Source organism: Klebsiella sp. EMBS2024, assembly GCF_036233805.1.
In the GTDB taxonomy this organism is placed as follows: domain Bacteria; phylum Pseudomonadota; class Gammaproteobacteria; order Enterobacterales; family Enterobacteriaceae; genus Klebsiella; species Klebsiella pneumoniae.
Genome location: NZ_JAZARW010000001.1, coordinates 2,867,605 through 2,890,114, shown reverse-complemented (window position 1 = coordinate 2,890,114; position 22,510 = coordinate 2,867,605). Strand labels below are relative to the sequence as shown.

19 protein-coding genes, 1 tRNA gene and 1 pseudogene are annotated in these 22,510 nt (G+C 58.9%); 8 read left to right on the top strand and 13 right to left on the bottom strand.

Annotated elements, in window-relative coordinates; all coding sequences use genetic code 11:
* The first annotated feature begins 130 nt into the window (after positions 1 to 130).
* Positions 131 to 1,567 carry a magnesium transporter gene (gene mgtE / locus VZP09_RS13290; RefSeq protein ID WP_002912996.1) on the top strand — a complete coding sequence of 479 codons (1,437 nt, stop codon included), beginning with the start codon at positions 131 to 133 and terminating at the stop codon, positions 1,565 to 1,567.
* Here mgtE and VZP09_RS13285 read toward each other — a convergent pair.
* Positions 1,530 to 2,689: pseudogene (locus VZP09_RS13285) on the bottom strand (SulP family inorganic anion transporter). The gene mgtE and the pseudogene VZP09_RS13285 sit on opposite strands and share 38 nt — an antisense overlap.
* Positions 2,690 to 3,048: 359 nt before the next feature.
* On the opposite strand from VZP09_RS13285, the gene mqo reads away from it, so the two are divergent.
* Positions 3,049 to 4,683, top strand: coding sequence for a malate dehydrogenase (quinone) (mqo, locus tag VZP09_RS13280; RefSeq protein WP_328795205.1), 1,635 nt, complete (start codon positions 3,049 to 3,051; stop codon positions 4,681 to 4,683).
* A 66-nt stretch (positions 4,684 to 4,749) separates the two neighbouring features.
* Here the strand turns inward: mqo and eco are convergent, their stop codons facing one another.
* The 5 genes from eco to VZP09_RS13255 form a co-directional block, all read right to left on the bottom strand.
* Positions 4,750 to 5,241 (bottom strand): serine protease inhibitor ecotin, encoded by a 492-nt coding sequence (eco, locus tag VZP09_RS13275; protein ID WP_004175048.1) that lies wholly within the window; start codon positions 5,239 to 5,241, stop codon positions 4,750 to 4,752.
* A 174-nt stretch (positions 5,242 to 5,415) separates the two neighbouring features.
* Positions 5,416 to 6,525 carry an AI-2E family transporter gene (locus tag VZP09_RS13270; RefSeq protein WP_328795204.1) on the bottom strand — a complete coding sequence of 370 codons (1,110 nt, stop codon included), beginning with the start codon at positions 6,523 to 6,525 and terminating at the stop codon, positions 5,416 to 5,418.
* A gap of 184 nt (positions 6,526 to 6,709) precedes the next feature.
* Positions 6,710 to 6,786 (bottom strand) — tRNA-Pro (locus VZP09_RS13265).
* A gap of 76 nt (positions 6,787 to 6,862) precedes the next feature.
* Positions 6,863 to 8,623 carry an LPS biosynthesis-modulating metalloenzyme YejM gene (yejM, locus tag VZP09_RS13260; RefSeq protein ID WP_002912990.1) on the bottom strand — a complete coding sequence of 587 codons (1,761 nt, stop codon included), beginning with the start codon at positions 8,621 to 8,623 and terminating at the stop codon, positions 6,863 to 6,865.
* An 18-nt stretch (positions 8,624 to 8,641) separates the two neighbouring features.
* A complete protein-coding gene (locus tag VZP09_RS13255) occupies positions 8,642 to 8,869 on the bottom strand; it encodes a YejL family protein (RefSeq protein WP_004195346.1) in 228 nt (75 codons plus the stop codon).
* 186 nt (positions 8,870 to 9,055) lie between these two features.
* Here VZP09_RS13255 and yejK point away from each other — a divergent pair, with 186 nt between their 5' ends.
* A complete protein-coding gene (gene yejK / locus VZP09_RS13250; protein WP_004144267.1) occupies positions 9,056 to 10,063 on the top strand; it encodes a nucleoid-associated protein YejK in 1,008 nt (335 codons plus the stop codon).
* 19 nt (positions 10,064 to 10,082) lie between these two features.
* Here yejK and VZP09_RS13245 read toward each other — a convergent pair whose 3' ends face one another.
* Positions 10,083 to 10,844, bottom strand: a complete 762-nt coding sequence (locus VZP09_RS13245) for a DeoR/GlpR family DNA-binding transcription regulator (protein ID WP_023287854.1) — start codon at positions 10,842 to 10,844, stop codon at positions 10,083 to 10,085.
* 82 nt (positions 10,845 to 10,926) lie between these two features.
* Between VZP09_RS13245 and VZP09_RS13240 the strand changes: the two genes are divergently transcribed.
* Positions 10,927 to 11,523, top strand: a complete 597-nt coding sequence (locus tag VZP09_RS13240; protein ID WP_032438131.1) for an NUDIX domain-containing protein — start codon at positions 10,927 to 10,929, stop codon at positions 11,521 to 11,523.
* An 18-nt stretch (positions 11,524 to 11,541) separates the two neighbouring features.
* Here the strand turns inward: VZP09_RS13240 and VZP09_RS13235 are convergent, their stop codons facing one another.
* Positions 11,542 to 12,828, bottom strand: a complete 1,287-nt coding sequence (locus VZP09_RS13235) for a serine hydrolase domain-containing protein (protein WP_032438134.1) — start codon at positions 12,826 to 12,828, stop codon at positions 11,542 to 11,544.
* A 104-nt stretch (positions 12,829 to 12,932) separates the two neighbouring features.
* On the opposite strand from VZP09_RS13235, the gene VZP09_RS13230 reads away from it, so the two are divergent.
* Complete coding sequence (locus tag VZP09_RS13230) at positions 12,933 to 13,820, top strand: LysR family transcriptional regulator (protein WP_009486446.1); 888 nt, start codon at positions 12,933 to 12,935, stop codon at positions 13,818 to 13,820.
* A gap of 58 nt (positions 13,821 to 13,878) precedes the next feature.
* Here VZP09_RS13230 and rplY read toward each other — a convergent pair whose 3' ends face one another.
* Together rplY and VZP09_RS13220 are read right to left on the bottom strand one after the other, a co-directional pair.
* Complete coding sequence (rplY, locus tag VZP09_RS13225; RefSeq protein ID WP_002912979.1) at positions 13,879 to 14,163, bottom strand: 50S ribosomal protein L25; 285 nt, start codon at positions 14,161 to 14,163, stop codon at positions 13,879 to 13,881.
* Positions 14,164 to 14,299: 136 nt separating this feature from the next.
* Positions 14,300 to 16,057: a DEAD/DEAH box helicase gene (locus VZP09_RS13220; RefSeq protein WP_328795202.1), complete on the bottom strand. Its 1,758-nt coding sequence runs from the start codon at positions 16,055 to 16,057 to the stop codon at positions 14,300 to 14,302.
* A gap of 147 nt (positions 16,058 to 16,204) precedes the next feature.
* On the opposite strand from VZP09_RS13220, the gene rsuA reads away from it, so the two are divergent.
* From rsuA to VZP09_RS13205, 3 genes are all read left to right on the top strand, one after another.
* Positions 16,205 to 16,924: a 16S rRNA pseudouridine(516) synthase RsuA gene (rsuA, locus tag VZP09_RS13215; RefSeq protein ID WP_002912977.1), complete on the top strand. Its 720-nt coding sequence runs from the start codon at positions 16,205 to 16,207 to the stop codon at positions 16,922 to 16,924.
* Entirely contained in the window at positions 16,921 to 18,117 is a 1,197-nt protein-coding gene (locus tag VZP09_RS13210; protein WP_002912975.1) for a Bcr/CflA family multidrug efflux MFS transporter, read from the top strand. Before rsuA ends, VZP09_RS13210 begins: the two co-directional genes overlap by 4 nt.
* A 331-nt stretch (positions 18,118 to 18,448) precedes the next feature.
* Complete coding sequence (locus VZP09_RS13205) at positions 18,449 to 18,793, top strand: YejG family protein (protein WP_002912974.1); 345 nt, start codon at positions 18,449 to 18,451, stop codon at positions 18,791 to 18,793.
* Between the two features lie 3 nt (positions 18,794 to 18,796).
* Here VZP09_RS13205 and yejF read toward each other — a convergent pair whose 3' ends face one another.
* From yejF to VZP09_RS13190, 3 genes are read right to left on the bottom strand one after another with little or no spacing between them, the layout of a single operon-like run.
* On the bottom strand, positions 18,797 to 20,386 hold the full coding sequence (yejF, locus tag VZP09_RS13200) for a microcin C ABC transporter ATP-binding protein YejF (protein ID WP_004151118.1): 1,590 nt from the start codon (positions 20,384 to 20,386) through the stop codon (positions 18,797 to 18,799).
* 1 nt (position 20,387) lies between these two features.
* Entirely contained in the window at positions 20,388 to 21,413 is a 1,026-nt protein-coding gene (locus tag VZP09_RS13195; RefSeq protein WP_002912972.1) for a microcin C ABC transporter permease, read from the bottom strand.
* A complete protein-coding gene (locus tag VZP09_RS13190; RefSeq protein WP_004149130.1) occupies positions 21,413 to 22,507 on the bottom strand; it encodes a microcin C ABC transporter permease YejB in 1,095 nt (364 codons plus the stop codon). The genes VZP09_RS13195 and VZP09_RS13190 overlap by 1 nt, the downstream gene beginning before the upstream one ends.
* Positions 22,508 to 22,510: the final 3 nt, after the last annotated feature.

Below are 22,510 nucleotides of genomic sequence, written 5' to 3'. Positions count from 1 at the left end.
AAAAGCCCGGGCGCCGCTGAAATTTTCAGCGTCTACATCGCTGACGGTTATTATTTCCCCCTCCTCGCGCTATGCTTAAGGCTTCCGGCCCGCAGGCCGGCTCACCATTCTCAAAAGGATTGCCCGATCGATGTCCGTTTTGCATAAAAAAAGCGCCCGCTTGCGTGACGAAGAGCGCGCCCGTCTGATTTGGCTCTTGAGCACCGATAAAGCGGTGACTTCCGCGCTGCTGGGCAAACTGACGCTGGCTGAGCGCTATGATGAAGGGACGCTGGCCGATGACCTGGCCGAAGTGGAAATGCTGGTCTCGCATCTGCCGCCGCCGGATCTCGCCGATGCGCTGGAAGCGCTTCCCTATGACGCCCGCACCGCGCTATGGTGCCTGGTGCCCGACGATAAACGCGGCGAAGTGCTGCTGGAGGCCTCAGAGAACGTCTGGGGCGACCTGATTGACAAGATGAGCGACCCCGAGCTGCTGCAGGCCATGCAGCCGCTGGATATCGATGAACAGGTTTACCTGCTGCAGCATCTGCCGCGCAACCTAACCGGACGGCTGCTGGCGACCCTGCCGGCCGAGAAGCGCGCCCGTATTCGCCAGATTATGCGCTACGCCGACAACAGCGTCGGGTCGATCATGGAGTTTGAGGTCATTACGGTGCGACCGGAGGCCACCCTGGCGGCGGTGCAGCGCTATCTGCGGCGTCTCGGAAAAATGCCGGAAAACACCGATAAGCTGTTCGTTACCACCCGTAACAAGCTGCTGCTCGGCGAGCTGGAGCTGCAGACCATTCTGCTCAATGATGCGCAGAAGCGGGTGGGGGAGGTGATGGAGGGCGACCCGGTCACCTTTCAGCCGCACGAAGAGGCCGAGAAGGTGGCGCGCACCTTCGAACGCGACGACTTACTCAGCGCCGCCGTCATTGATGCCGACGGCAAGCTGATCGGGCGCCTGACCATCGATGAGATCGTCGATGTGGTTTATGAAGAAACCGATAACGATCTGCGGCGGATGGGCGGCCTGAGCGATGAAGAGGATGTCTTCGCCCCGGTCAGCAAAGCGGTGAAAACCCGCTGGGCATGGCTGGCGGTCAATCTGTGTACGGCGTTTATTGCTTCCCGGGTCATCGACGGCTTCGAACACACCATTTCACAGCTGGTGGCGCTGGCCTCGCTGATGCCGATCGTCGCCGGGATCGGCGGCAACACCGGCAACCAGACGATCACCATGATCGTTCGGGCGATGGCGCTGCAGCAGATCCAGCCCGGCAGCTTTACCTTTCTGATCCTGCGTGAAATGGGCGTTGCGCTGATTAATGGCCTGGTGTGGGGCGGGATTATGGGGGCCATCACCTGGTGGCTGTATGACGATCCGCAGCTCGGCGGGGTGATGACGCTGGCCATGATGCTCAACCTGCTGATGGCGGCGATGATGGGCGTGATAATCCCGATGGTCATGGTGAAGCTGGGGCGTGACCCGGCGGTCGGCTCCAGCGTAATGATCACCGCCATCACCGACACCGGCGGCTTCTTTATTTTTCTGGGTCTGGCGACGCTGTTTCTAATGTAGCCTGCGCTTTTGCCCGCANCGGCGGGGGATGATCGCCATCGCGACAATCCCCGCCAGCACACCGATCGCCAGATTGCTGGTTCCCACCGTCGCGGCGACGGTCACCAGCATCACCAGCGTTTCCGGCCACGGATTACGCGCCAGCTCTCCCGGGCGAATGCTGTGCCAGCTAAAGGTTTTCACCGCCACGATCACCATCACCCCGGCCAGAACCGCCATCGGGATCTTCGCCATCACCTGGCTGAGCGCTGTCACCAGCAGGAGCAGCACCAGGCCGGCGATTACCGTTGAGAGGCGGCTGCGGGCCCGGCCCATTTCCACGTTCACGATAGTCTGGCCGATCATCGCGCAGCCGGCGATGCCGCCATAGCAGCCGGCAAGGATATTGGCGATACCCAGCCCGGCGCTTTCCCGCGATTTGTTCGACGAGGTATGAGTGAGATCATCCACCAGCTTAGCCGTCAGCAAGGACTCCATCAGGCCGACAAAGGCGATGCTGAGGGCGCACGGCCAGATTATCTGCAGGGTGGTCAGGTTCAGGGGAACGGTCAGGGCGGTGAACCCCGGCAGGCCGCCGCTCATTGAGCCTTCATCGCCGACGGTCGGCAGCTGCTGGCCGGTGGTCGCGGTATAGAGGGTGAGCGCGACGATGGCGATCAGCGGCGCCGGGATAGCCTTAATAACGCGCGGCGCCCACAGGACGATAAGCAGCGTCAGGACGAACAGGCCAACGATTAGCGGTTGTCGACTCCAGAAATGCGGCACCTGAGCAAAGAAAATCAGGATCCCGAGGGCGTTGACGAAGCCGGTCATCACCGCCGGGGGAAGAAAGCGCATCAGGCGAGCCATGCCGCACAGACCAAACAAAATTTGAATAATACCCGCCAGAATGACAGCCGGTAAAATGTACCCCACGCCGTGCTGATGCACCATCGGGCCAATCACCAGCGCCACCGAGCCCGCGGCGGCGGTGACCATCGCCGGGCGTCCGCCGAAGACTGACATCGCCAGGCAGAGCACCACCGAAGCAATCAGGCTTACCTGCGGGTCAACGCCGGCAATGACTGAAAACGAAATCACTTCAGGGATGAGCGCCAGGGCGGTGAGCACGCCGGCCAGCACTTCGCGCGTCAGTAAAGACGGGGAGCGGAGGATGGGACGGAGGTTGCCGGAAGCGGCGGGGTCAGAAACTGGAGGCATAAAAAAAGTTCGCAGCTTATAAAAAAAGAGGGAGCGGTGTCAGGCCCTGCTTCCGTGCGGTCTGTCACAAAACCAGGGATGATAGCGCGGAATCTGTCAGCGCACCAGTACAAAAAGTGATTTGGTGTATACATTTATTAAACATTTTTATAACGGATCTCAAAACAGAACTTAAAATTTAAACAATATTTAAATTTTTGAGCTTCGGTGGTAACGTGAGGGGTGAGAATCGTATCACCTGCGCTAAATAAAAACAGCGAGTAAAGTAAGGCTCAAATCCGATGAATAAAAAGATGGCCGTACCACGCTCACAGGCGGTTGGTCCCAACAGCACTCGGACCAACACCCGCCATGAGCAAGAGACGGATGTATTGTTGATTGGCGGCGGCATTATGAGCGCCACACTGGGAACCTGGCTGCAGGAGCTTGAGCCAGACTGGTCTATTACCATGGTTGAGCAGATGTCCAGCGTGGCGGAAGAGAGCTCAAACGGGTGGAATAATGCGGGTACCGGCCACGCGGCGCTGATGGAGCTGAACTACACGCCGCAGACCGCCAACGGCATCAATATCGACAAAGCGGTCGACATCAACGAAGCCTTCCATATCTCGCGTCAGTTCTGGGCGCATCAGGTGACGCGCGGCGTCCTGAACAAACCAAAATCTTTCATTAACAGCGTGCCGCACATGAGCTTTGTGTGGGGCGAAGATAACGTCAACTTCCTGCGTGCGCGCTACGCGGCGCTGCAGCAAAGTGAACTGTTCCGCGGTATTCGCTATTCTGAAGACCATCAGCAGATCAAAGCCTGGGCGCCGCTGGTGATGGAAGGCCGCGACCCGTTGCAAAAGGTCGCCGCCACTCGCTCAGAAGTGGGAACCGACGTCAACTATGGTGAAATTACCCGCCAGCTGATCGCCGGTCTGCAAAAGCATGATAATTTCTCCCTACAGCTGGGCACCGTGGTGCGTCGCTTCAAGCGCAACGCCGACAAGAGCTGGACGGTCACCCTGGCGGATGCCGACAATCGTCGTCAGAAGCGGGTCATTAAAGCCAAATTTATCTTTATCGGCGCCGGCGGCGCAGCGCTGACCCTGCTGCAGGAGACCGGCATTCCGCAGGCCAAAGAGTATGCGGGCTTCCCGGTCGGCGGCCAGTTCCTGGTCTGCGAAAATCCGGAGGTGGTGAACCACCATCTGGCGAAGGTCTACGGTCAGGCCGAAGTGGGCGCGCCGCCGATGTCGGTGCCGCACATCGATACCCGTATTATCGACGGTAAACGCGTGGTGCTGTTCGGACCATTCGCCACCTTCTCGACCCGTTTCCTGAAGAACGGTTCGCTGTGGGATCTGCTGGCCTCGACGAATACCTCAAATATTTTGCCAATGCTCAACGTCGGCCTGGACAACTTCGATCTGGTAAAATATCTGATTAGCCAGGTGATGCAGAAAGATAAAGATCGTCTGGCCGCGCTGTGCGAATATTATCCGGAAGCGCGGAAAGAGGACTGGCGGTTGTGGCAGGCCGGTCAGCGCGTGCAGATCATTAAGCGCGACGCGAAGAAGGGCGGGGTACTGCGCCTGGGCACCGAAGTGGTCAGCGATGATGAAGGCACCGTCGCGGCGCTTCTCGNCGCGTCGCCAGGGGCCTCCACCGCGGCGCCTATTATGCTGCAGCTAATGGAAAAAGTGTTTAAAGATAAAGTCAATTCGCCGGAATGGCAGGCCAAGCTGAAGGCGATCATCCCAACCTACGGTATTCGTCTTGACGGCAATCCGGCGGAGATCGAGAAAGCGCTGGCGTGGACCAGTGAAGTGCTGGAGCTGAAATATGAGCCAGCTGGGGCGGTGGATGAGGTACCGCAGGCGGAGCTGAAGCCGCTGAGCGGCGGCAAGCCGATGGCGGATATCGCGCTCTGATAAACGCTCTGACAAAAACGGCAGCCTGCGGGCTGCCGTTTTTTATTGCCGTTTGCGCTGTTCGCCTTAGCGGACGACGGCGTTGCCGATAGTCTCGTCGGCGCGCCAGATGCGATATTTCACATCGACATTGCTCGGCGTGTATACCACGATCGGCAGTTTGCTGTTGTAGCGCAGCATGGCGTCATCCCCGAGGCCGGCAGTGACAAATTTCTTCTCTTTTTTGCCGTCCGGGCAGGCCATCATGGTGGATACCGGGCCGCTCAGCTTCTCAAAGACATAGTAATCATAGCCCCAGCCTTCCAGGGTTTTACTTTCCAGTTCCCCGCCGAGACGATGATGGTTGCAGTCGACTTCCAGCGTCTGGCCGATCATCAGCTCAACCTTGAGCGCCGACTCATCCTGCTGCTGCGGCAGCTGAATAACCTGACGCTTCATGCCTTTTTCCGCTTTCGGGAACGGCGCGACTTTTTCCAGCGGCTGGTCTGCGGCCAATGCGCCAGCGGACATGCAGGCGGCGGTCAGCAGAGAAACGGCTAGCGTAGTGATTTTTTTCACGGTTGATCATCCTTTATTTTCGTTCCTGACAGAGATAGCCTATCATCACTCAGCTGAATGTTAAGATTTATTTACCAATTTTTGCAAAATGAATAGTGTTATCTACTGGTAAGACATCGACCGCGCAGAGCGCAACAGAGGCGCTGGCGGGCCGCCAGCCCCCTGCCGGGAAAGCTATTCATTACGGCTATTTTTCGCTTCCTCAATAAACTCTTCATCGATTTCATCGGTATTGCCGGCATGTTCTCGTCCCGACAGCAGGTTCCAGCAGGCGATAAACAGGGCGGCGATCAGCGGCCCGATCACGAAGCCGTTGATACCGTAGATCTCCATGCCGCCCAGAGTGGCGATAAGGATCAGATAGTCCGGCATCCTGGNATCCTTGCCCACCAGCAGTGGACGCAGAATGTTATCCACCAGGCCAATCACAATCACAAAGAAGCCGACGATAAAGGCGCCCTGCCACAGCTGGCCGGTGGCGAAGAGGTAGATGGCCGCTGGCACCCAGATAATGGCCGAGCCCACCGCCGGGATAAGCGACAGAAACGCCATCAGCGCTCCCCAGAGAATGCTGCCGTCCAGACCGGCGATCCAGAAGGCAAAGCCACCCAGCGCACCCTGCGCCAGCGCCACGGCGACGGTACCTTTTACCGTGGCGCGGGCCACAGCGGCGAATTTAGCGAACAAATGCTGCTTCACATAGCTTGATAACGGTAGAGACTCGAGGATCAACAGCACCAGATAAGGTCCATCCTTCAGCAGGAAAAACAGCAGATACAGCATGATGCCGAAGCTGACGGTGAAGCCAAAAGTCCCTTTGCCAATCAGAAACGCGCTGCCGGCCAGATACTGACCGCCTTTCAGAGCGGCATCAGAGAGCTGCTGCTGGATCTGCTGCGCGCTATCAAGGTTATGATCGGCGAGGAAGCTTCTGGCCCAGCCGGGGAGATGGGCGAACAGGCTGGCGACCACCGTCGGAAACTGGGTGTCGTTATGCTGCAGTTTGCTGTACACCAGATTGAGCTCGTAGGCCAGCGAGGAGAGAATGATAGCCAGCGGCGTAAAAACGATAAGACAGATAATGACGATGGTCATCAGCGCCGCGAGGCCATTGCGCTCGCCGAGGCGGGTACGGATCTTGTTTTTGACCGGATTAAAAATCACCGCGAGGATCGCAGCCCAAAGGATGGCGGAATAATAGGGTGAGAGAACATCAAAAAAGGCCAGGGTTACAATGAAGACGATAAGGATGAAAAATCCTTTGGTAAGTCCATTAACTCTCATGTTATCCGCTCCTGCTTATGAGTCATACGGTCGAATAATAGATGCTACGACGTAATTTACCATCAGGATAGTCGTACATCTTCACGATACATTGAAGAAAGGGCACAAATTAAGCGAGCGGGCGGCAACAGGGGAAACAGGCATAAAAAAACCAGCCTTAAAAGGCTGGTTTCTGTGGAGTTTTTGGTCGGCACGAGAGGATTTGAACCTCCGACCCCCGACACCCCATGACGGTGCGCTACCAGGCTGCGCTACGTGCCGACGCGTGGGGAACAATATTACCCGTTCCCCAGGCGAATGCAAGCGGGTCACGCGCGATTGATTCATAATTAATCAATCAGTTAGCGATAAAGCGTTTTTCGTCAGTCAGGACCTGCAGCAACAGACTGAGCTGCGGTTTCTGATCTTTAATTTTCTCGCCGTCGCGGCTCCAGGTGGTATAGGTGCCGTTATGGTTGAGGACCACGGTGATGGTCGGGGTGGTGATGGCCAGCGTATCGCCGTTGGCCGCGGTGACCCAGTTACGACGCCGCGCGGCGCTGAACAGATCTTCTCCCTGCGAGTACTCATTGGCCGGCGTCGAAACGTGAAGCAGGCGCTGCATCAGCGTAGTCATCACATCTTTGTTATCGGTCAGGGTGGCAATCTCCTGCGCCGGCGTGCCCGGCCAGTGAATAACCAGCGGCACCTGCAGCTGCTCGCGCGACCAGTCGAACGCGTCGTGTTTCGCATTCAGCGGCTTGCCGTGGCCGCCGGTAATAATTACCACCGTATTATCGAGTTTGCCGGCTTCGCGCAGCGCAGTCAGCACCCGATCGATCTGGGCATCAACGTCGCCAGCCGCCTTGCTGTAGCGGCGGACAAAGCCCTGCTGCTGCGTGTCGTCGAGGGTGGTGCCATTGAGCGAGATCCACGAGAACCAGCGATTCTCATCCTGCGCGTAACGGTCCAGCCAGCCGATCCACTGATTGGCCGTCTGCTCGTCGCTCTGGGTCTTCGCGCTCGGCAGCGAGAAATCGGAGAGCAGCGCCTGGCGATACAGCGGGCTGCTAAACCCATCGGAGGAGAAGAGGCCCAGCTGGTAGCCCTGCTGGTTGAGGGCGGTAATCAGCGCGGCGGGAATACGCGCCGAGAGGACACCGTCCATATAGCCAGGCGAAATACCGTAGAACAAGCCAAACAGGCCGCTGTCGGCGGTATTGCCCGAGCTCATATGCTGGGTAAAGTTAACGTTTTCTTTGGCAAATGCCGCCAGCGCCGGCATGGTCTTTTCAAACCGCGAGTAGTTCAGGTTGTCGACGGTGATCAGCAGCACGTTGTAGCCCGCGCCGAGGTCACGGTAGCGCAGGTTGCTAAGCGGATACTGGACCGATACCGCCTCCGGCGCCCCTTGCTCCACCAGACGACGCTGATAATCCTGGGCGTCGAGCAGGCCATGTTTCTCAAGGAAACGACGGGCGGTCATCGGATAGGAGAGCGGCAGATTCGCCCGCTGCATAGTGATCGGGCGATAGAAATTGGCGTCCGCCCAGATATAGACCAGGTGGCTGCTGACGAACGACAAAAAGAAGAACCAGGCGACCGGGCGGGCGTAATGGCGGCGGCGCGTCAGGCTGCGCAGCTTTTGCCAGCTCCAGGTGGCGAAGAGCATTTCAATCAAAAAGATGACCGGGACGCTGATAAACATCAGCTGCCAGTCGCGCGCCATCTCATTCTGGTCAGGGTTGATGACCAGCTCCCAGACGACCGGGTTTAAGTGCAGATGGAAGCGGGTAAAAACCTCGCTGTCTATCAGCAGCAGCGTCATCCCGGCGGTGGCAAGGATCACCGACAGGAAGCGCATCAGGCGCTGCGAGACCACGATAAAGGTCAACGGAAAGAGGATCAGCACATAGCTGGTAAACACCAGAAAGCTGAAATGCCCGACGAGACTGACGTACGAAAACAGTCGTCCGGCAAGCGTCGTCGGCCAGTCGGCGACAAAAAGATAGCGGCTGCCGAGCACCATGGCCAACAACATGTTGAACAGGGCGAACCAGTGCCCCCAGCTAACCATCTGGGAGACTTTTTCTCGGTAGGGCTGACGTAGAGTCACCATATACTGTTGCTGTTATCCTTAATGCGCTGGATCGTCGTTAATCGAAGATTGCAAAGCCTGCGCGAAAGAACGGGCGATGGCCTGACGCTGCGCCGGCGCGACGCTACTGTTGATCAGGTTGGTCACCATATTGCCTAACACCATCAGTGAAAGGTCCACCGGGGCTTTGTGTGATTCCAGGACGTTCGTCAGCTCGCTGAGCAACTGTTCGACCTGTTGATCGCTATAGCGGGAAATTTGCGGCATAAACTCAAAATCTGTTTGTTCGTGAAAGGGCAACATATTACCGTAGCAGCAGCTTTTTTTCCGCATTTTTTCGCCGCGGCGCAAAAGCGCATCAATCGACGTTAACGACGTCGAAATGTGTGGCGCCAGTTGCGTCGGCCACCCGGCGGTGGTTGAATACCGCCCGGTCTAAAAGGAGAGTTTAACATGAGTCTGGATATCGACCAGATTGCCCTGCATCAGTTAATCAAACGTGATGAACAAAATCTGGAGCTGGTGCTGCGCGAGTCACTGCTGGAGCCGAACGCGACGGTCGTCGAGATGATGGCTGAACTGCACCGGGTCTATAGCGCCAAAAGCAAAGCCTATGGCTTGTTCAATGAAGAGAGCGAACTGGCCCAGGCGCTGCGCCTGCAGCGTCAGGGGGAAGAAGAGTTTCTGGCGTTTAGCCGCGCGGCGACCGGTCGCCTGCGCGATGAGCTGGCGAAATACCCGTTCGCCGAAGGAGGCATTGTCCTCTTCTGCCAGTATCGTTACCTTGCGGTCGAGTATCTGCTGGTGGCGGTACTCAATAACCTGAGCAGTATGCGCGTCAACGAAGAGCTGGATATCCGCTCGACCCATTATCTGGATATTAACCATGCCGATATCGTCGCGCGCATCGATCTCACCGAGTGGGAAACCAACCCGGAGTCGACCCGCTATCTGACCTTCCTGAAAGGGCGGGTAGGGCGCAAAGTGGCCGATTTCTTTATGGATTTCCTCGGCGCCAGCGAAGGGCTTAACGCCAAAGCGCAGAACCGCGGCCTGCTGCAGGCGGTGGATGACTTCGCCGCCGATGCCCAGCTTGATAAATCCGAGCGACAGAACGTGCGCCAGCAGGTCTACGCCTACTGCAACGAACAGCTGCAGGCTGGGGAAGAGATTGAGCTGGAGTCGCTGTCCAAAGAGCTCGCCGGCGTCAGCGAAAAGAGCTTCCAGGAATTCACCGCTGAGCAGGGCTATGAGCTGGAAGAGAGCTTCCCGGCGGATCGCAGCACCTTACGTCAGCTGACCAAGTTTGCCGGCAGCGGCGGCGGATTGACCATTAACTTCGACGCCATGCTGCTGGGCGAACGCGTATTCTGGGATCCCGCCACTGATACCCTGACCATTAAGGGTACCCCGCCGAACCTGCGCGACCAGTTGCAGCGCCGGACGTCAGGCGGCAATTAAGCCCTGCGCCCCGGCGGCGCTACCGCTGAACGGGGACGATCTCCACGCCGCTCTGCACCAACTGTTGGCGTAGCGCGGCGTCGGGTTCTCCATCGACAATCAGCGTACTGGCGAGGCTCAGCTCGCCGATGGCAAAGGCCGACGCGGCGTTGAGCTTTTCCCGGGAGGCCATTACCACGGTTTCTGCCGCCCTGGCCGTCAGCGCGCGCTTGATGCCTGCCTCTTCGTAATCACCGGTGGTGAAACCCGCCCGCGGGTGGACGCCGGTCACCCCCATAAAGAACAGATCGGCGTTGATCCGCGCCATTCCCGCCAGCGTCTCGGCGCCGACGGCGACAACCGAATGTTTAAATACTCTGCCGCCGAGCAGGATCACCTCGATTCGCGGGTGGTCCACCAGCGCCACGGCGATGCCCGGGCTGTGGGTGACCACCGTGCAGCTGAGGTCGGCGGGTAAAAAGCCGATCATCGCCGCGGTGGTGGTGCCGCCATCGACAATCACCACCTGTCCCGGCTGGATCAGGGCGGCGGCGGCGCGGGCGACCGCCTGCTTGGAGTCGATCTGCACGCTTTTGCGCGTTTCAATTGGCGCAATGGCGGCGGATACCGGCAATGCCCCGCCATGGACCCGCTGCAGTTTTCCCTCCGCCGCCAGCTCGCGCAGATCGCGGCGAATGGAGTCCTCGGAGACGTTAAACCGCTGGCTTAGCTCCCCGGACATCACCTGTTTTTCCTCGGTGAGGATCTGGAGGATCTGCTGTTTTCTCTGACTGGCGAGCATCGGTTTTCCTTCATCGAATGATCTTGTTTGTGCACGATTATGCATGTTATGGTGCCTGCTGTCACCTCAAAGGGGAAATAACATGCAAACACATGCACCGCACGTCCGCCACGTTCGCGAGACGCTGCTCTCGGATAACTGGTACACGTTGAAAAAATATACCTTCGAACTGCTGCGTCGGGACGGTCTCTGGCAGGAGCAGAGCCGCGAGGCTTATGACCGGGGCAACGGCGCAGTCATTTTACTCTACAACCGGCAAAAGCGGACGGTGGTCCTGACCCGTCAGTTCCGTTTTCCGGTATTTACTCATGGCCACGACGGATATCTCATTGAGGCGGCTGCCGGGCTGTTAGATAACGCCTCGCCGGAGGCGCGGATCGTTGCCGAAGCGGAAGAGGAGACAGGCTTTCGCGTGACGCGTGTCGAACCCGTCTTCACCGTCTTTATGAGCCCCGGCTCCGTCACCGAAAAACTCTACTTTTTTATCGCCGAATATCAGGCCGATGACCGTCGGGGCGACGGCGGCGGACTGGCGGCGGAAGGTGAGGACATTGAAGTACTGGAGTGGCCGCTGACGCGGGCGCTGCAGGCCATTCGCGATGGCGAGATCATGGATGCTAAAACCATTATCCTGCTGCAACACCTGGCGCTGAATGCCGACACGCTCCTCGCCGGCTGAGCGGCAAGGAGCGGGGAGTTAACGCAGCTCGCGGGCAATGGCGCTGTACATCAGCGCCGCTTCCAACGGCTGAGCGTTGAAGGAAGGTTCCGCCTGCGGCCAGGTCGACCACTGGACGATCACCAGGTGTTCCGCGCGGTTCACCATGATCACCTGGCCGTAGATCCCCAGCGCCCACAGCGACCCTTTAAGCCCTTCCTGCGGCGTCGGCTGTACGTTTTGCGCATTCGCCGGAATCGCGTTATTCCACCACTGATAGCCGTAAATACCCTCCGGATGCGCTGCCGAGACCGAGTTTAGCGCCTTAGTCCAGCTGGCGGCTTGATCGAACCAGCCAGCCGGCACCAGCTGTTTGCCATTGCTTAACCGACCGTCACGGGCGACGAATTCACCAAAGCGGCCCCAGTCTTCAAGGGTGGCGTTAAAGCCGTGGGCGCCGACGTCGTGCTTCCCTTGCTGATAAGCATGCCACACGCCGTCGTAGGCCATCCCGGCCGGCTGCCATAGAGCCTGTTCAAGCCAGGCGGCCAGCGACATGCCGGTGGCGCGCTCCAGGATATCCCCAAGCAGCCAGGCGCCGCCGGAAGAGTAGGACCACTGCTCGCCCGCCGGGTGTTGACGCGCCAGGCCGGTGACGATCTTACGCACGCAGGCATAGACGCCGGGGTGCGCTTCACACTGGGTCAGGCGGGCGAAATGCGACTGCGGGTCGGTGTAGTCTTCATTCCATTCCACCCCGCTGGTGTGTTGAATCAACTGCTTCAGCGTTACGCCGTCCCAGGCGGTGCCTTTCAGTTCGGGTTCATAAACGGTAATCAGGTCATCAAGGGAGTGGATTTTACCCTGTTGAATGGCGATACCGACCAGCGTCGAGACCACCGATTTGCCTACCGAGCGCGAGGTCCACAGGGTGGTGTCGGTATTACCTTCGGCGAGATATTTCCAGGCGACTTTACCATCTTTCAGCACCAGCATACCGCTGACGTTCTCGCGCTTCAGGTAATCCTGCAAATTCCAGGTGTGGCCGTTGAGCGTATAGCGGGCATCGGTCAGTTGTTTTTCAGCGCGCTTCAGCGGCGTCGAGGCGCCGTGGCGGAAGACATCGCCGGCATAGTTGCGATAGTCATTGCGAAAGCCAATCACGCGTGAAGTCTGATCCCAGCTGAGCATGTCTTTGGCCGCGGGTAGCGTTTGATCGTAAGGCGTTGGGCAGACATCCAGCGTCAGGCTGCCGCAGTGTTGCGCTATTGCCGCCGCCGGCAGCGCCGCCAATATTAACGCCAGGGCCAGTGGTTTTCTTATCATTGTCATTTCCTCGTTTGCCATAGATTCGCTGCGCAGTATATAAATCGGCGCGCGCCGGCTAAAATCAGCACATGGGGGATTTTCCCCCTTAAGGGAGAAAAAGGATGAAAACCCTACAGTACTCATTCGCACAGATTGAAGCCTTCGCGACGATTGCTGAGACCGGCAGCCTGTCGCAGGCGGCCATTCGTTTAGCTAAAGACCGGACCACGCTGCGCGATCTGCTGGACTATCTGGAAGATGCGCTGGGCTACCGGCTGTTCAGCCGTGAAGGACGTAGCCTGACGCTAACTGCCGAGGGCGAGCAGCTGTTTCGCCAGGCGCATCTGCTGTTGCGTCAGGCGCAGGCTTTCGAGTCTTTTGCGCAAACGCTGCCGCAAACCGCCGGGCAGGCGCTGCGTCTGGTGTACGATCCCTTCGTGCCGCGTGAATTTCTCTGTGCGCTGGCCGATAACCTGGCCCGACGGCAGATCCGCCTGAGCTGCTGGAGCGCCTCGCGTCGCGAAGCCGAGCAGGCGCTGAGCGATGGCGTGGCGGAGATGGCGATTTGTCAGGCTAACAACCGCACGCTGGGGAGCGAAATGGAGTGGCGGGCGCTCGGCACCGTGGATCTGCGTTTCTACGCGGCGGACAGCCTGTTCCACGACGCTCCGCGGCCGCTGACGCTATTGAATCTTTCGTTGACGCCGCAGTTAGTGATGCACCGGCGCAGTGACGATCAAATCGCCCGCCGGCTGCAGATTTCCGGCCATACGCTGTATATGAATGAAATTACCCTGTTGCGCCATGCGCTGGAGCAGGGGAGGGGCTGGGGGTTTTTACCGGACCATTTGCGGCCAGGCGAGTGGCAGGGAGTCAGTGAAATCGCGACGGAGGTCGGCAGTCAGGGGCTGAACGTCACTATGGTGATGCTCTGGCTGCCCGGAATGAATAAGCATCGGATGCTTAACGACATCGTGCACGAGGCGCCGGAGCTTTGGCAGCGCAGATAACAAAACGCCCCGGAGCCTGAGACCCCGGGGCGCTTGCCATACAACTTGCTATCGGCGATTACGCGCGAACGAAGTCGATGTGAGTCAGTTTCGGCTTGAACGCGTGGCGCTGAACAGCCTGAACTTTGACTTTTTCTTCTTTGCCATCAACAACGACGGTCAGAACTTCGCTGTAAAACTCAGCTTTGTCCTGCATGTTCCATACTTTGTCGTGGTCCAGTTCGATAGCAACCGGAGCAGCTTCGCCACCGTAGATGATTGCCGGGAACTTGTTAGCTGCGCGCAGGCGGCGGCTCGCACCCTTACCCTGCTCTTTACGTACTTCTGCGTTGATAGTAAACATTGATGTCTCTCTATATATAAAGCCTGCTACAGGCGACCCAGCAACAGGCGGATTATCTGCTTTGCGAATGCAAAAGCGGGCGGCATTATAGCCGCCAAACGACACCCGGGCAATCAAAACCTCAGCTTTCCGGTAATTAACGCAGCTCGTTGGCGCGACGAAAACGCCCCTGATAATCGAACACTTTTTCCCGCACCTGCCAGTACTGCCCCTTCATGCGGGCGACGACAAAGTCCGGATGGCGCAGCAGCGCCTGCTGGGTCACGATATCCGCCGGCGTTATCCAGCGCAGCGGCACCCCGGGGGTGCGGGTATGCGGGCGAATAAACAGTTGTTCGAAGGCGGTGCGCTGGGCGGGGGTCTGCAGACGGAAGCGCTCACTGACATCCGCCCCGTCTTCATCGTAGTAGGTGATTTTCAGCCACGGGCCCTTCTCGTCGCCGCCGTGCTGCAGGGCCATGCCGCTGCAGCGCAGCACCAGCGCGTCCTTCAGCTTCAGCGCCGCCTTCAGCATATCGTCCGGGTCAACCAGTATAGTGTCGCACTCCCGGCAGCGGCGGGCGGCGATGTCGTTTTCCGCATTACACTGCGGGCAGTTTTTAAAGCGAAAGCGGAAGTCGCACTGTTCGCGGTGGCCGTCGTCATCTTCGAACCACCCCTGGCAGCGGCGGCCAAAGTGTTCAATCAAGGTGCCGTCGGCGGTGGTTTTGCCCCAGAAGGTATTGGCGAAGCCGCAGGCCGGGCAGAAGACCTGCACCGGCACGTTGTCGCTTTTGCCCTTCGGCGTCCCCACTTCCGGGGCGTACAGGTCATGCGGATTGCCGGCGTAGTCGAGGATCAGACAGTCGGTTTTCCCCGGCGCCAGGCGCAGACCGCGGCCAACGATCTGTTGGTAAAGACTCACCGACTCGGTGGGGCGGAGGATGGCGATCAGGTCGACGTGCGGGGCGTCGAAGCCGGTGGTCAGCACCGCGACGTTCACTAGATAGCGATATGCCTGCGCTTTAAAGGCCTCGATGATGCGATCCCGCTCCGGCCCAGGCGTTTCGCCGGTGATCAGCGCCGCCTGGCCTACCGGCAGCAGGCCGGTCACTTCCCGGGCGTGTTCCACGGTGGCGGCAAAGATCATCACCCCTTTGCGGTTTTCGGCGAACTCCACGATCTGGCTGACAATATGCGGCGTGATACGCTGTTGTTTTTTCAGCTCATGGTTAAGATCGGCTTCGCTGAACAGGCCGTTGCTTTGCGCCTGCAGGCGACTGAAATCGTACTGCACCACCGGCATATCGAGGCGCTCCGGCGGCGTCAGATAGCCGTGTTTAATCATATAGCGCAGCGGTAGCTCATAGATGCAGTCGCGGAACAGGGCCTTTTCATCGCCGCGCACCATCCCATGATAATGGAACTGATAGATCCAGCCCTTGCCAAGGCGGAACGGCGTGGCCGTCAGGCCGAGCAGCCGGATCTGCGGATTGACCTGCCGCAGGTGACCGATGATCTGCTGATACTGGCTGTCGTCATCATCGCTGATGCGGTGGCATTCATCGACGATGAGTAGCGAAAATTCGCTGCGAAACTGGTCGAGATTGCGCGCCACCGACTGCACGCTGCCGAACACCACTTTGCCGTGGCTCTCTTTTCGCTGCAGACCGGCGGCGAAGATATCCGCCTCGAGGCCAAGGGCGCAGTATTTGGCATGGTTCTGCGCCACCAGCTCTTTGACATGGGCCAGCACCAGCACGCGGCNGCGCGCCAGCCTGGCAAGCTCGGCGATCACCAGACTTTTGCCTGCGCCGGTGGGCAGGACAATCGCCGCCGGCTCGGTATGGCGACGGAACCAGGCGAGGGTGGCATCGACGGCTTCTTGTTGGTAAGGACGTAATGTAAAAGTCATGAATTCACGGGGCTAATTAACTGGCGAATAGTATGCCATGAATCTTTTCCCTTGAGTGGTGTTAAGAGCCCGTTATACTAGCCGGTGAAATTCTTCTTTTTCGGGCGATTTGCCCGCTCCAGCACTATGACAGGCTAAAAAAATCTCATGCGACTTGATAAGTTTATCGCTCAGCAGCTGGGCGTCAGCCGGGCTATTGCCGGGCGTGAAATTCGCGGCAGCCGCGTTACCGTGGACGGCGACATTGTGAAAGATGCCTCTTTTAAGCTCCAGCCGGAGCACGAGGTGGAGTATGACGGAAATACGCTGACCCAGCAGAATGGCCCGCGTTACTTTATGCTCAACAAGCCGCAAGGGTACGTCTGTTCCACCGACGATCCCGATCATCCGACTATCCTTTATTTCCTCGACGAGCCGGTGGCGCATAAGCTGCACGCCGCCGGACGGCTGGATATCGACACCACCGGGCTGGTGCTGATGACCGATGACGGCCAGTGGTCGCATCGCATTACCTCGCCGCGCCACCACTGTGAAAAAACCTATCTGGTGGCGCTGGAAAGCCCGCTGGCGGAAGGGACCGCGGAGCTGTTCGCCAAAGGCGTCCAGCTGCATAACGAAAAAGATCTCACCAAACCGGCGTTGCTGGAAGTTATCACTCCGACCGAAGTGCGCCTCACCATCAGCGAAGGCCGCTACCATCAGGTGAAACGCATGTTCGCCGCCGTGGGCAACCACGTGGTTGGCCTGCATCGGGAACGCATCGGCGACATCCTGCTGGATGAATCGCTGGCGCCGGGTGAATATCGTCCGCTGACGGAAGCGGAAATCGCCAGCGTGGGCGCCCCGCAGCCACGGAGTAAAACGTGACGCTGAAGCAGAATTCTTCACTGGGGATTGTGTTTATCCTTGGCCTGCTGGCCATGCTGATGCCGCTGTCTATTGATATGTATCTTCCGGCCCTGCCGGTGATTGCCGCCCAGTATAACGTCCCGGACGGCAGCGCGCAGATGACGCTCAGCACCTATATCCTCGGCTTTGCGCTGGGTCAGCTGCTGTACGGCCCGATGGCGGACAGCCTTGGCCGCAAGCCGGTGATCCTCGGCGGGACGCTGGTCTTCGCGGCGGCGGCGGTAGCCTGCGCCCTGTCGCAAACCGTCGATATGCTGATTGTCATGCGTTTCTTCCACGGATTGGCAGCCGCGGCGGCCAGCGTGGTGATTAACGCCCTGATGCGCGACATCTATCCGAAAGATGAGTTTTCGCGCATGATGTCGTTTGTCATGCTGGTCACGACCATTGCGCCGCTGGTGGCGCCGATGGTCGGCGGGGCGGTGTTGGTCTGGTTCAGCTGGCATGCCATCTTTTGGATCCTCGCCCTGGTGGCCCTGCTGGCCTCGCTGATGATCGGCCTGTTTATCCGCGAAACGCTGCCGGCTGAAAGGCGTCAGCCGTTCCATCTGCGCACCACGCTGGGTAACTTTGCCACGCTGTTCCGCCACAAGCGGGTACTGAGCTATATGCTGGCGAGCGGCTTTAGCTTCGCGGGCATGTTCTCTTTCCTTAGCGCCGGTCCCTTTGTCTACATCAATATAAACCACGTCGCGCCTCAGCACTTTGGCTACTATTTTGCGCTGAACATCGTTTTTCTGTTTCTGATGACCATGTTCAACAGCCGGTTTGTGCGGCGGGTAGGGGCGTTGCGTATGTTCCGCGCCGGGCTGTGGATCCAGTTTGCCATGGCGGTGTGGATGGTGGTCTGCGCGCTGCTGGATGTCGGCTTCTGGTCACTAGTGATCGGCGTAGCGGCCTTTGTCGGCTGCGTATCCATGGTGTCGTCTAACGCCATGGCGGTGATCCTCGATGAGTTTCCGCATATGGCGGGCACTGCTTCGTCGCTGGCGGGGACTTTCCGTTTCGGTATCGGGGCGATTATCGGCGCGCTGCTGTCGATGGCGACGTTTACCACCGCCTGGCCGATGCTGATCTCTATTGCCTTCTGCGCAACCTGCTCTATTTTCTTTTCGCTTTACGCATCCCGGCGGCGAAAAATCGCACGCTAGGTCACATTTTCAGGGGCGAAATCGCCCCTTTCTTGATGCATGTCAACCGCAATGGGCTTCAGGGTTCTGCCATTTGTTTCCTTTATGTAAAATCAATTAGTGTAAAAAGTCGCATTGTTGCGATAAAAAAGTTGTTTTGGATCACAGAAACGGGTACATATAGCGCCAATCGGCTCGCCGGGTATAAAAAATAAAGCGCTGGATTATAAGCGCTTAACCCTGGTCCGCCGCCGCTGTAAACGTTTTCTGCCTCAAGGCAGGACTATTTGTCAACAGTGTGTTAATATTGATGTAAATTTATTGTGAAGCCTTTTGCTTCCGGGGAAACCAAGTGAATACACAACAACTCTCTATCGTACACCGTCTGCCGCAGAGCTATCGCTGGCTGGCCGGTTTTGCGGGTTCCAGAGTTGAACCGATTCCGCAAAACGGCGCGCAGAACGAGAACAGTCTCGTTGCCCTTAAATTGCTGAGCCCGGACGGNGAGAAAGCCTGGCCGGTGATGCATAAGCTCAGTCAGGCGTTAAGCGACATCGAAGTCGACTGTTCCGTGCTGGAGTGCGAAGGTGAACCCTGCCTGTTCGTTAACCTGCAGGATGAGTTTGCCGCCACCTGTCGTCTGAAAAACTTTGGCGTGGCCATCGCCGAGCCCTTCTCCGGCAATAACCCTTTCTGACCGTCAGCTTAGCGCCAGCAGCTGGCGGGTATACTCATGCCGGGGTGCGCTGAAGACGGACTTGCACTCGCCCTGTTCGACCACCTCTCCCTGACGCAGCACCATCACCTGGTGACACAGCGCCCGCACAACGCCTAAATCATGGCTGATAAAAATATAGGCCAGCTGATGCTTTCGCTGTAAGGCTTTCAGCAGGTTCAGGATCTGCGCCTGAACGGTTTTGTCCAGCGATGAGGTCGGTTCATCGAGGACGATCAGCTGCGGTTTGACGATCAACGCTCTGGCGATGGCGATACGCTGTCGCTGGCCACCGGAGAACGCCGCCGGATAGCGCTGGCGGCTGGCCGGGTCGAGGCCGACCTCCTGCATGGCAAGGATCACCGCCTGTTCGCGTTCGGCCGCCGTCAGCGTCGGCTGGTGGACGCGCAAGCCTTCCTCAATGATCTGCTGCGCCGTGAGGCGCGGATTGAGCGACGAGTTCGGATCCTGAAAAACCACCTGCATCTGTCGGCGCAGCGGTAGCAGCTGTCGGCGGTTACGCCCCTGAATCGGCTGGCCGGCGAAGGTTATCTTGCCCCCGGACGGGATCAGGCGCAGCAGGGCCAGGCCGGTGGTGCTTTTACCGGAACCCGATTCCCCCACCAGGCCCAGCGTCTCGCCGGCGCGCAGCTGAAAGCTGAGGCTGTTGACCACCCGATGATGATCGACCACCCGACGCAGGATCCCTTTGCGAACGGGAAACGCCACCTTTAAATCGTCCGCCTGCAGCAGCACCGGGGCATCGGCGGCCAGCGGCACCGGCTCCCCGTCCGGCTCGCTATCCAGCAGGCGTTGGGTGTAGGGATGCGCTGGCGCGCTGAACAGCGCCCGACAGTCATTGTGTTCCACGCAGCGGCCGTTCTGCATTACCGCCACCCGGTCAGCCAGCTGGCGGACGATGCTCAGGTTATGAGTGATAAACAGCAGCCCCATGTTCAGCTCCTGCTTCAGCTCGCGCAGCAGTTGCAGAATTTGCGCCTGCACCGATACGTCCAGGGCGGTAGTCGGCTCGTCGGCGATCAGCAGCTCCGGGCGAGTCAGCAGCGCCATGGCGATCATCACCCGCTGGCGCTCGCCACCGGAGAGCTGATGCGGATAGTCAGCCAGCCGCCGCGGCGCCTGACGGATCCCGACGCGCTCCAGGCAGTCGAGGATCTCCCCGCGCGCCGCCTGTTTGCGCATTCCCCGGTGTAACGACAGCACCTCGTAGAGCTGTTTTTCCAGGGTGTGCAGGGGATTGAGCGATACCATCGGCTCCTGAAAGATCATCGCGATCCGGTTGCCGCGCACGCCGCGCAGGGTCGCCTCATCCGCATGCAGCAGCGACTGGCCATGAAAACGGATGTCACCGCTGGGGTAGCTGGCCGGCGGGGTAGGGAGCAGCCGCAGCACCGACAGGGCGGAGATGCTCTTACCTGAGCCGGATTCGCCCACCAGGGCCAGCGTTTCGCCGACCGCCACCTCGAGCGACAGATTATGCACCACGGTCTGCGTCTCACCCTGCTGGCGAAAGGCAATAGAGAGATTGTCGATAGCTAACAGCGGGTGGGTCATATTACACCGCCTTACTCGGGTCAAAGGCGTCGCGAACCGCTTCACCGATAAAAATCAGTAGCGTCAGCAGCACGGCGACGGAGAGAAATGCGGCAATGCCCAGCCAGGGCGCCTGCAGGTTGTTTTTGCCCTGCAGCAGCAGCTCGCCGAGGGAGGGCGAGCCGAGCGGCAGGCCGAAGCCGAGAAAATCCAGCGACGTCAGGGTGGTAATGGAGCTGCACAGGATAAAGGGCAGGAAGGTGAGGGTCGCCACCATCGCGTTGGGCAACATATGCCGCAGGATGATCTGCCGGTCGCTAACCCCTAACGCCTGCGCCGCCCGAACATAGTCGTAGTTGCGGGTGCGGAGAAATTCCGCGCGCACCACGCCCACCAGCGTCATCCAGCCAAAGAGAACGGTGATTGCCAGCAGCCACCAGAAGCCCGGCTGCACGACGCTGGAGAGCAGGATGATCAGGAACAGCGTTGGCATGCCGGACCAGACTTCGATAAAGCGCTGTCCCCACAGGTCGATTTTACCGCCGTAGTAACCCTGTATCGCCCCGGCCAGCACCCCCAGCACGCTGGAGAACAGCGTCAGCAGCAGACCGAAGAGCACCGAGATGCGTGTCCCATAGAGGATCCGCGCCAGCACATCGCCGCCGTTGGCGTCGGTGCCGAGCCAGTTGCTGGCCGAGGGCGGCGATGGAAAGGGAACCGTGCTGGCAAAATTAATTGTCGTCGCGCCGAAGCGTACTGGCGGCCATAGCGCCCAGCCGTGAGTCGCCAGCTGCTGCTGCAGCCAGGGATCCTGATAGTCGGCGGCGGTGGCGAACGCGCCGCCGAAGGTTTGCTCGGTGTAGTTTTTTAACACCGGGACGTACAGCTGGCCCCGGTACTGCACCAGCAGCGGGCGATCGTTGGCCAGCAGCTCGGCACCCAGGCTGCAAAGAAAGAGAATTAAAAACAGCCACAGCGACCAGTAGCCGCGACGGTTGTGGCGAAAGCGCGCCCAGCGGGCCTGATTAACGGGACTGAAGAAAGACATTAGCGGCCCTCAAAATCAATGCGCGGGTCGACCAGCGTATAGCTGATATCGCTGACGATATTCAGCAGCAGGCCAATCAGAGTGAAAATATAGAGCGTGCCGAACATCACCGGATAGTCGCGGGAGACCGTCGCTTCATAGCCCAGCAGACCCAGGCCGTTTAGCGAGAACATCACTTCGATCAGCAACGAGCCGGTAAAGAACATACTGATAAAGGTGGCCGGGAAGCCGGCAATCACCAGCAGCATGGCGTTACGGAACACGTGTCCCCAGAGGATCTGTTTCTCACCAACGCCTTTGGCGCGGGCGGTGACCACATACTGTTTGCGGATCTCGTCGAGGAAGCTGTTTTTGGTCAGCATAGTCAGCGCGGCAAAGCCGCCAATTACCGTCGCCAGCACCGGCAGGGTGATGTGCCACAGGTAGTCGAGGATCTTCTGATACCAGGGGAGGGTGTCGAAATTTGGCGAGACCAGACCGCGCAGCGGGAAGAGGTCGAAATAGCTGCCGCCGGCAAAAATCACGATCAGCAGGATGGCGAACAGAAAGGCAGGGATCGCATAGCCAATGATAATCAGCGTACTGCTCCAGATATCAAAGCGGCTGCCGTTGCTGACCGCTTTGCGGATGCCCAGCGGAATGGAGACCAGATAGATAATCAGCGTGCTCCACAGCCCGAGGCTCACCGAGACCGGCAGGCTGTCTTTAATCAGCTGCAGCACGGACGCGCTGCGAAACAGGCTGTCGCCGAAATCAAAGCGCAGATAATCGCTCAGCATCTTCAGATAGCGTTCGTGCAGCGGTTTATCGAAGCCGTAGCGGTGGGTGATCTCGGCGATGACTTCCGGGTCGAGGCCGCGCCCGCCGCGATAGTGACCCTCGCTGATATTGCCTGCGCCGGTGCGGGCATGGCTGGCGCCCATGCCGCCGTCGCCAGCCCCCGGCATCCCGCCGCGCTGATTAAACTCGATGGCGGCGATGGCCTGATCGACCGGGCCGCCAGGCGCGATCTGGACAATAAAAAAGTTAATGGTGATGATGGCCCACAGGGTGGGGATGACTAACAGCAAACGGCGGATCAGGTAGCTGCCCATGGG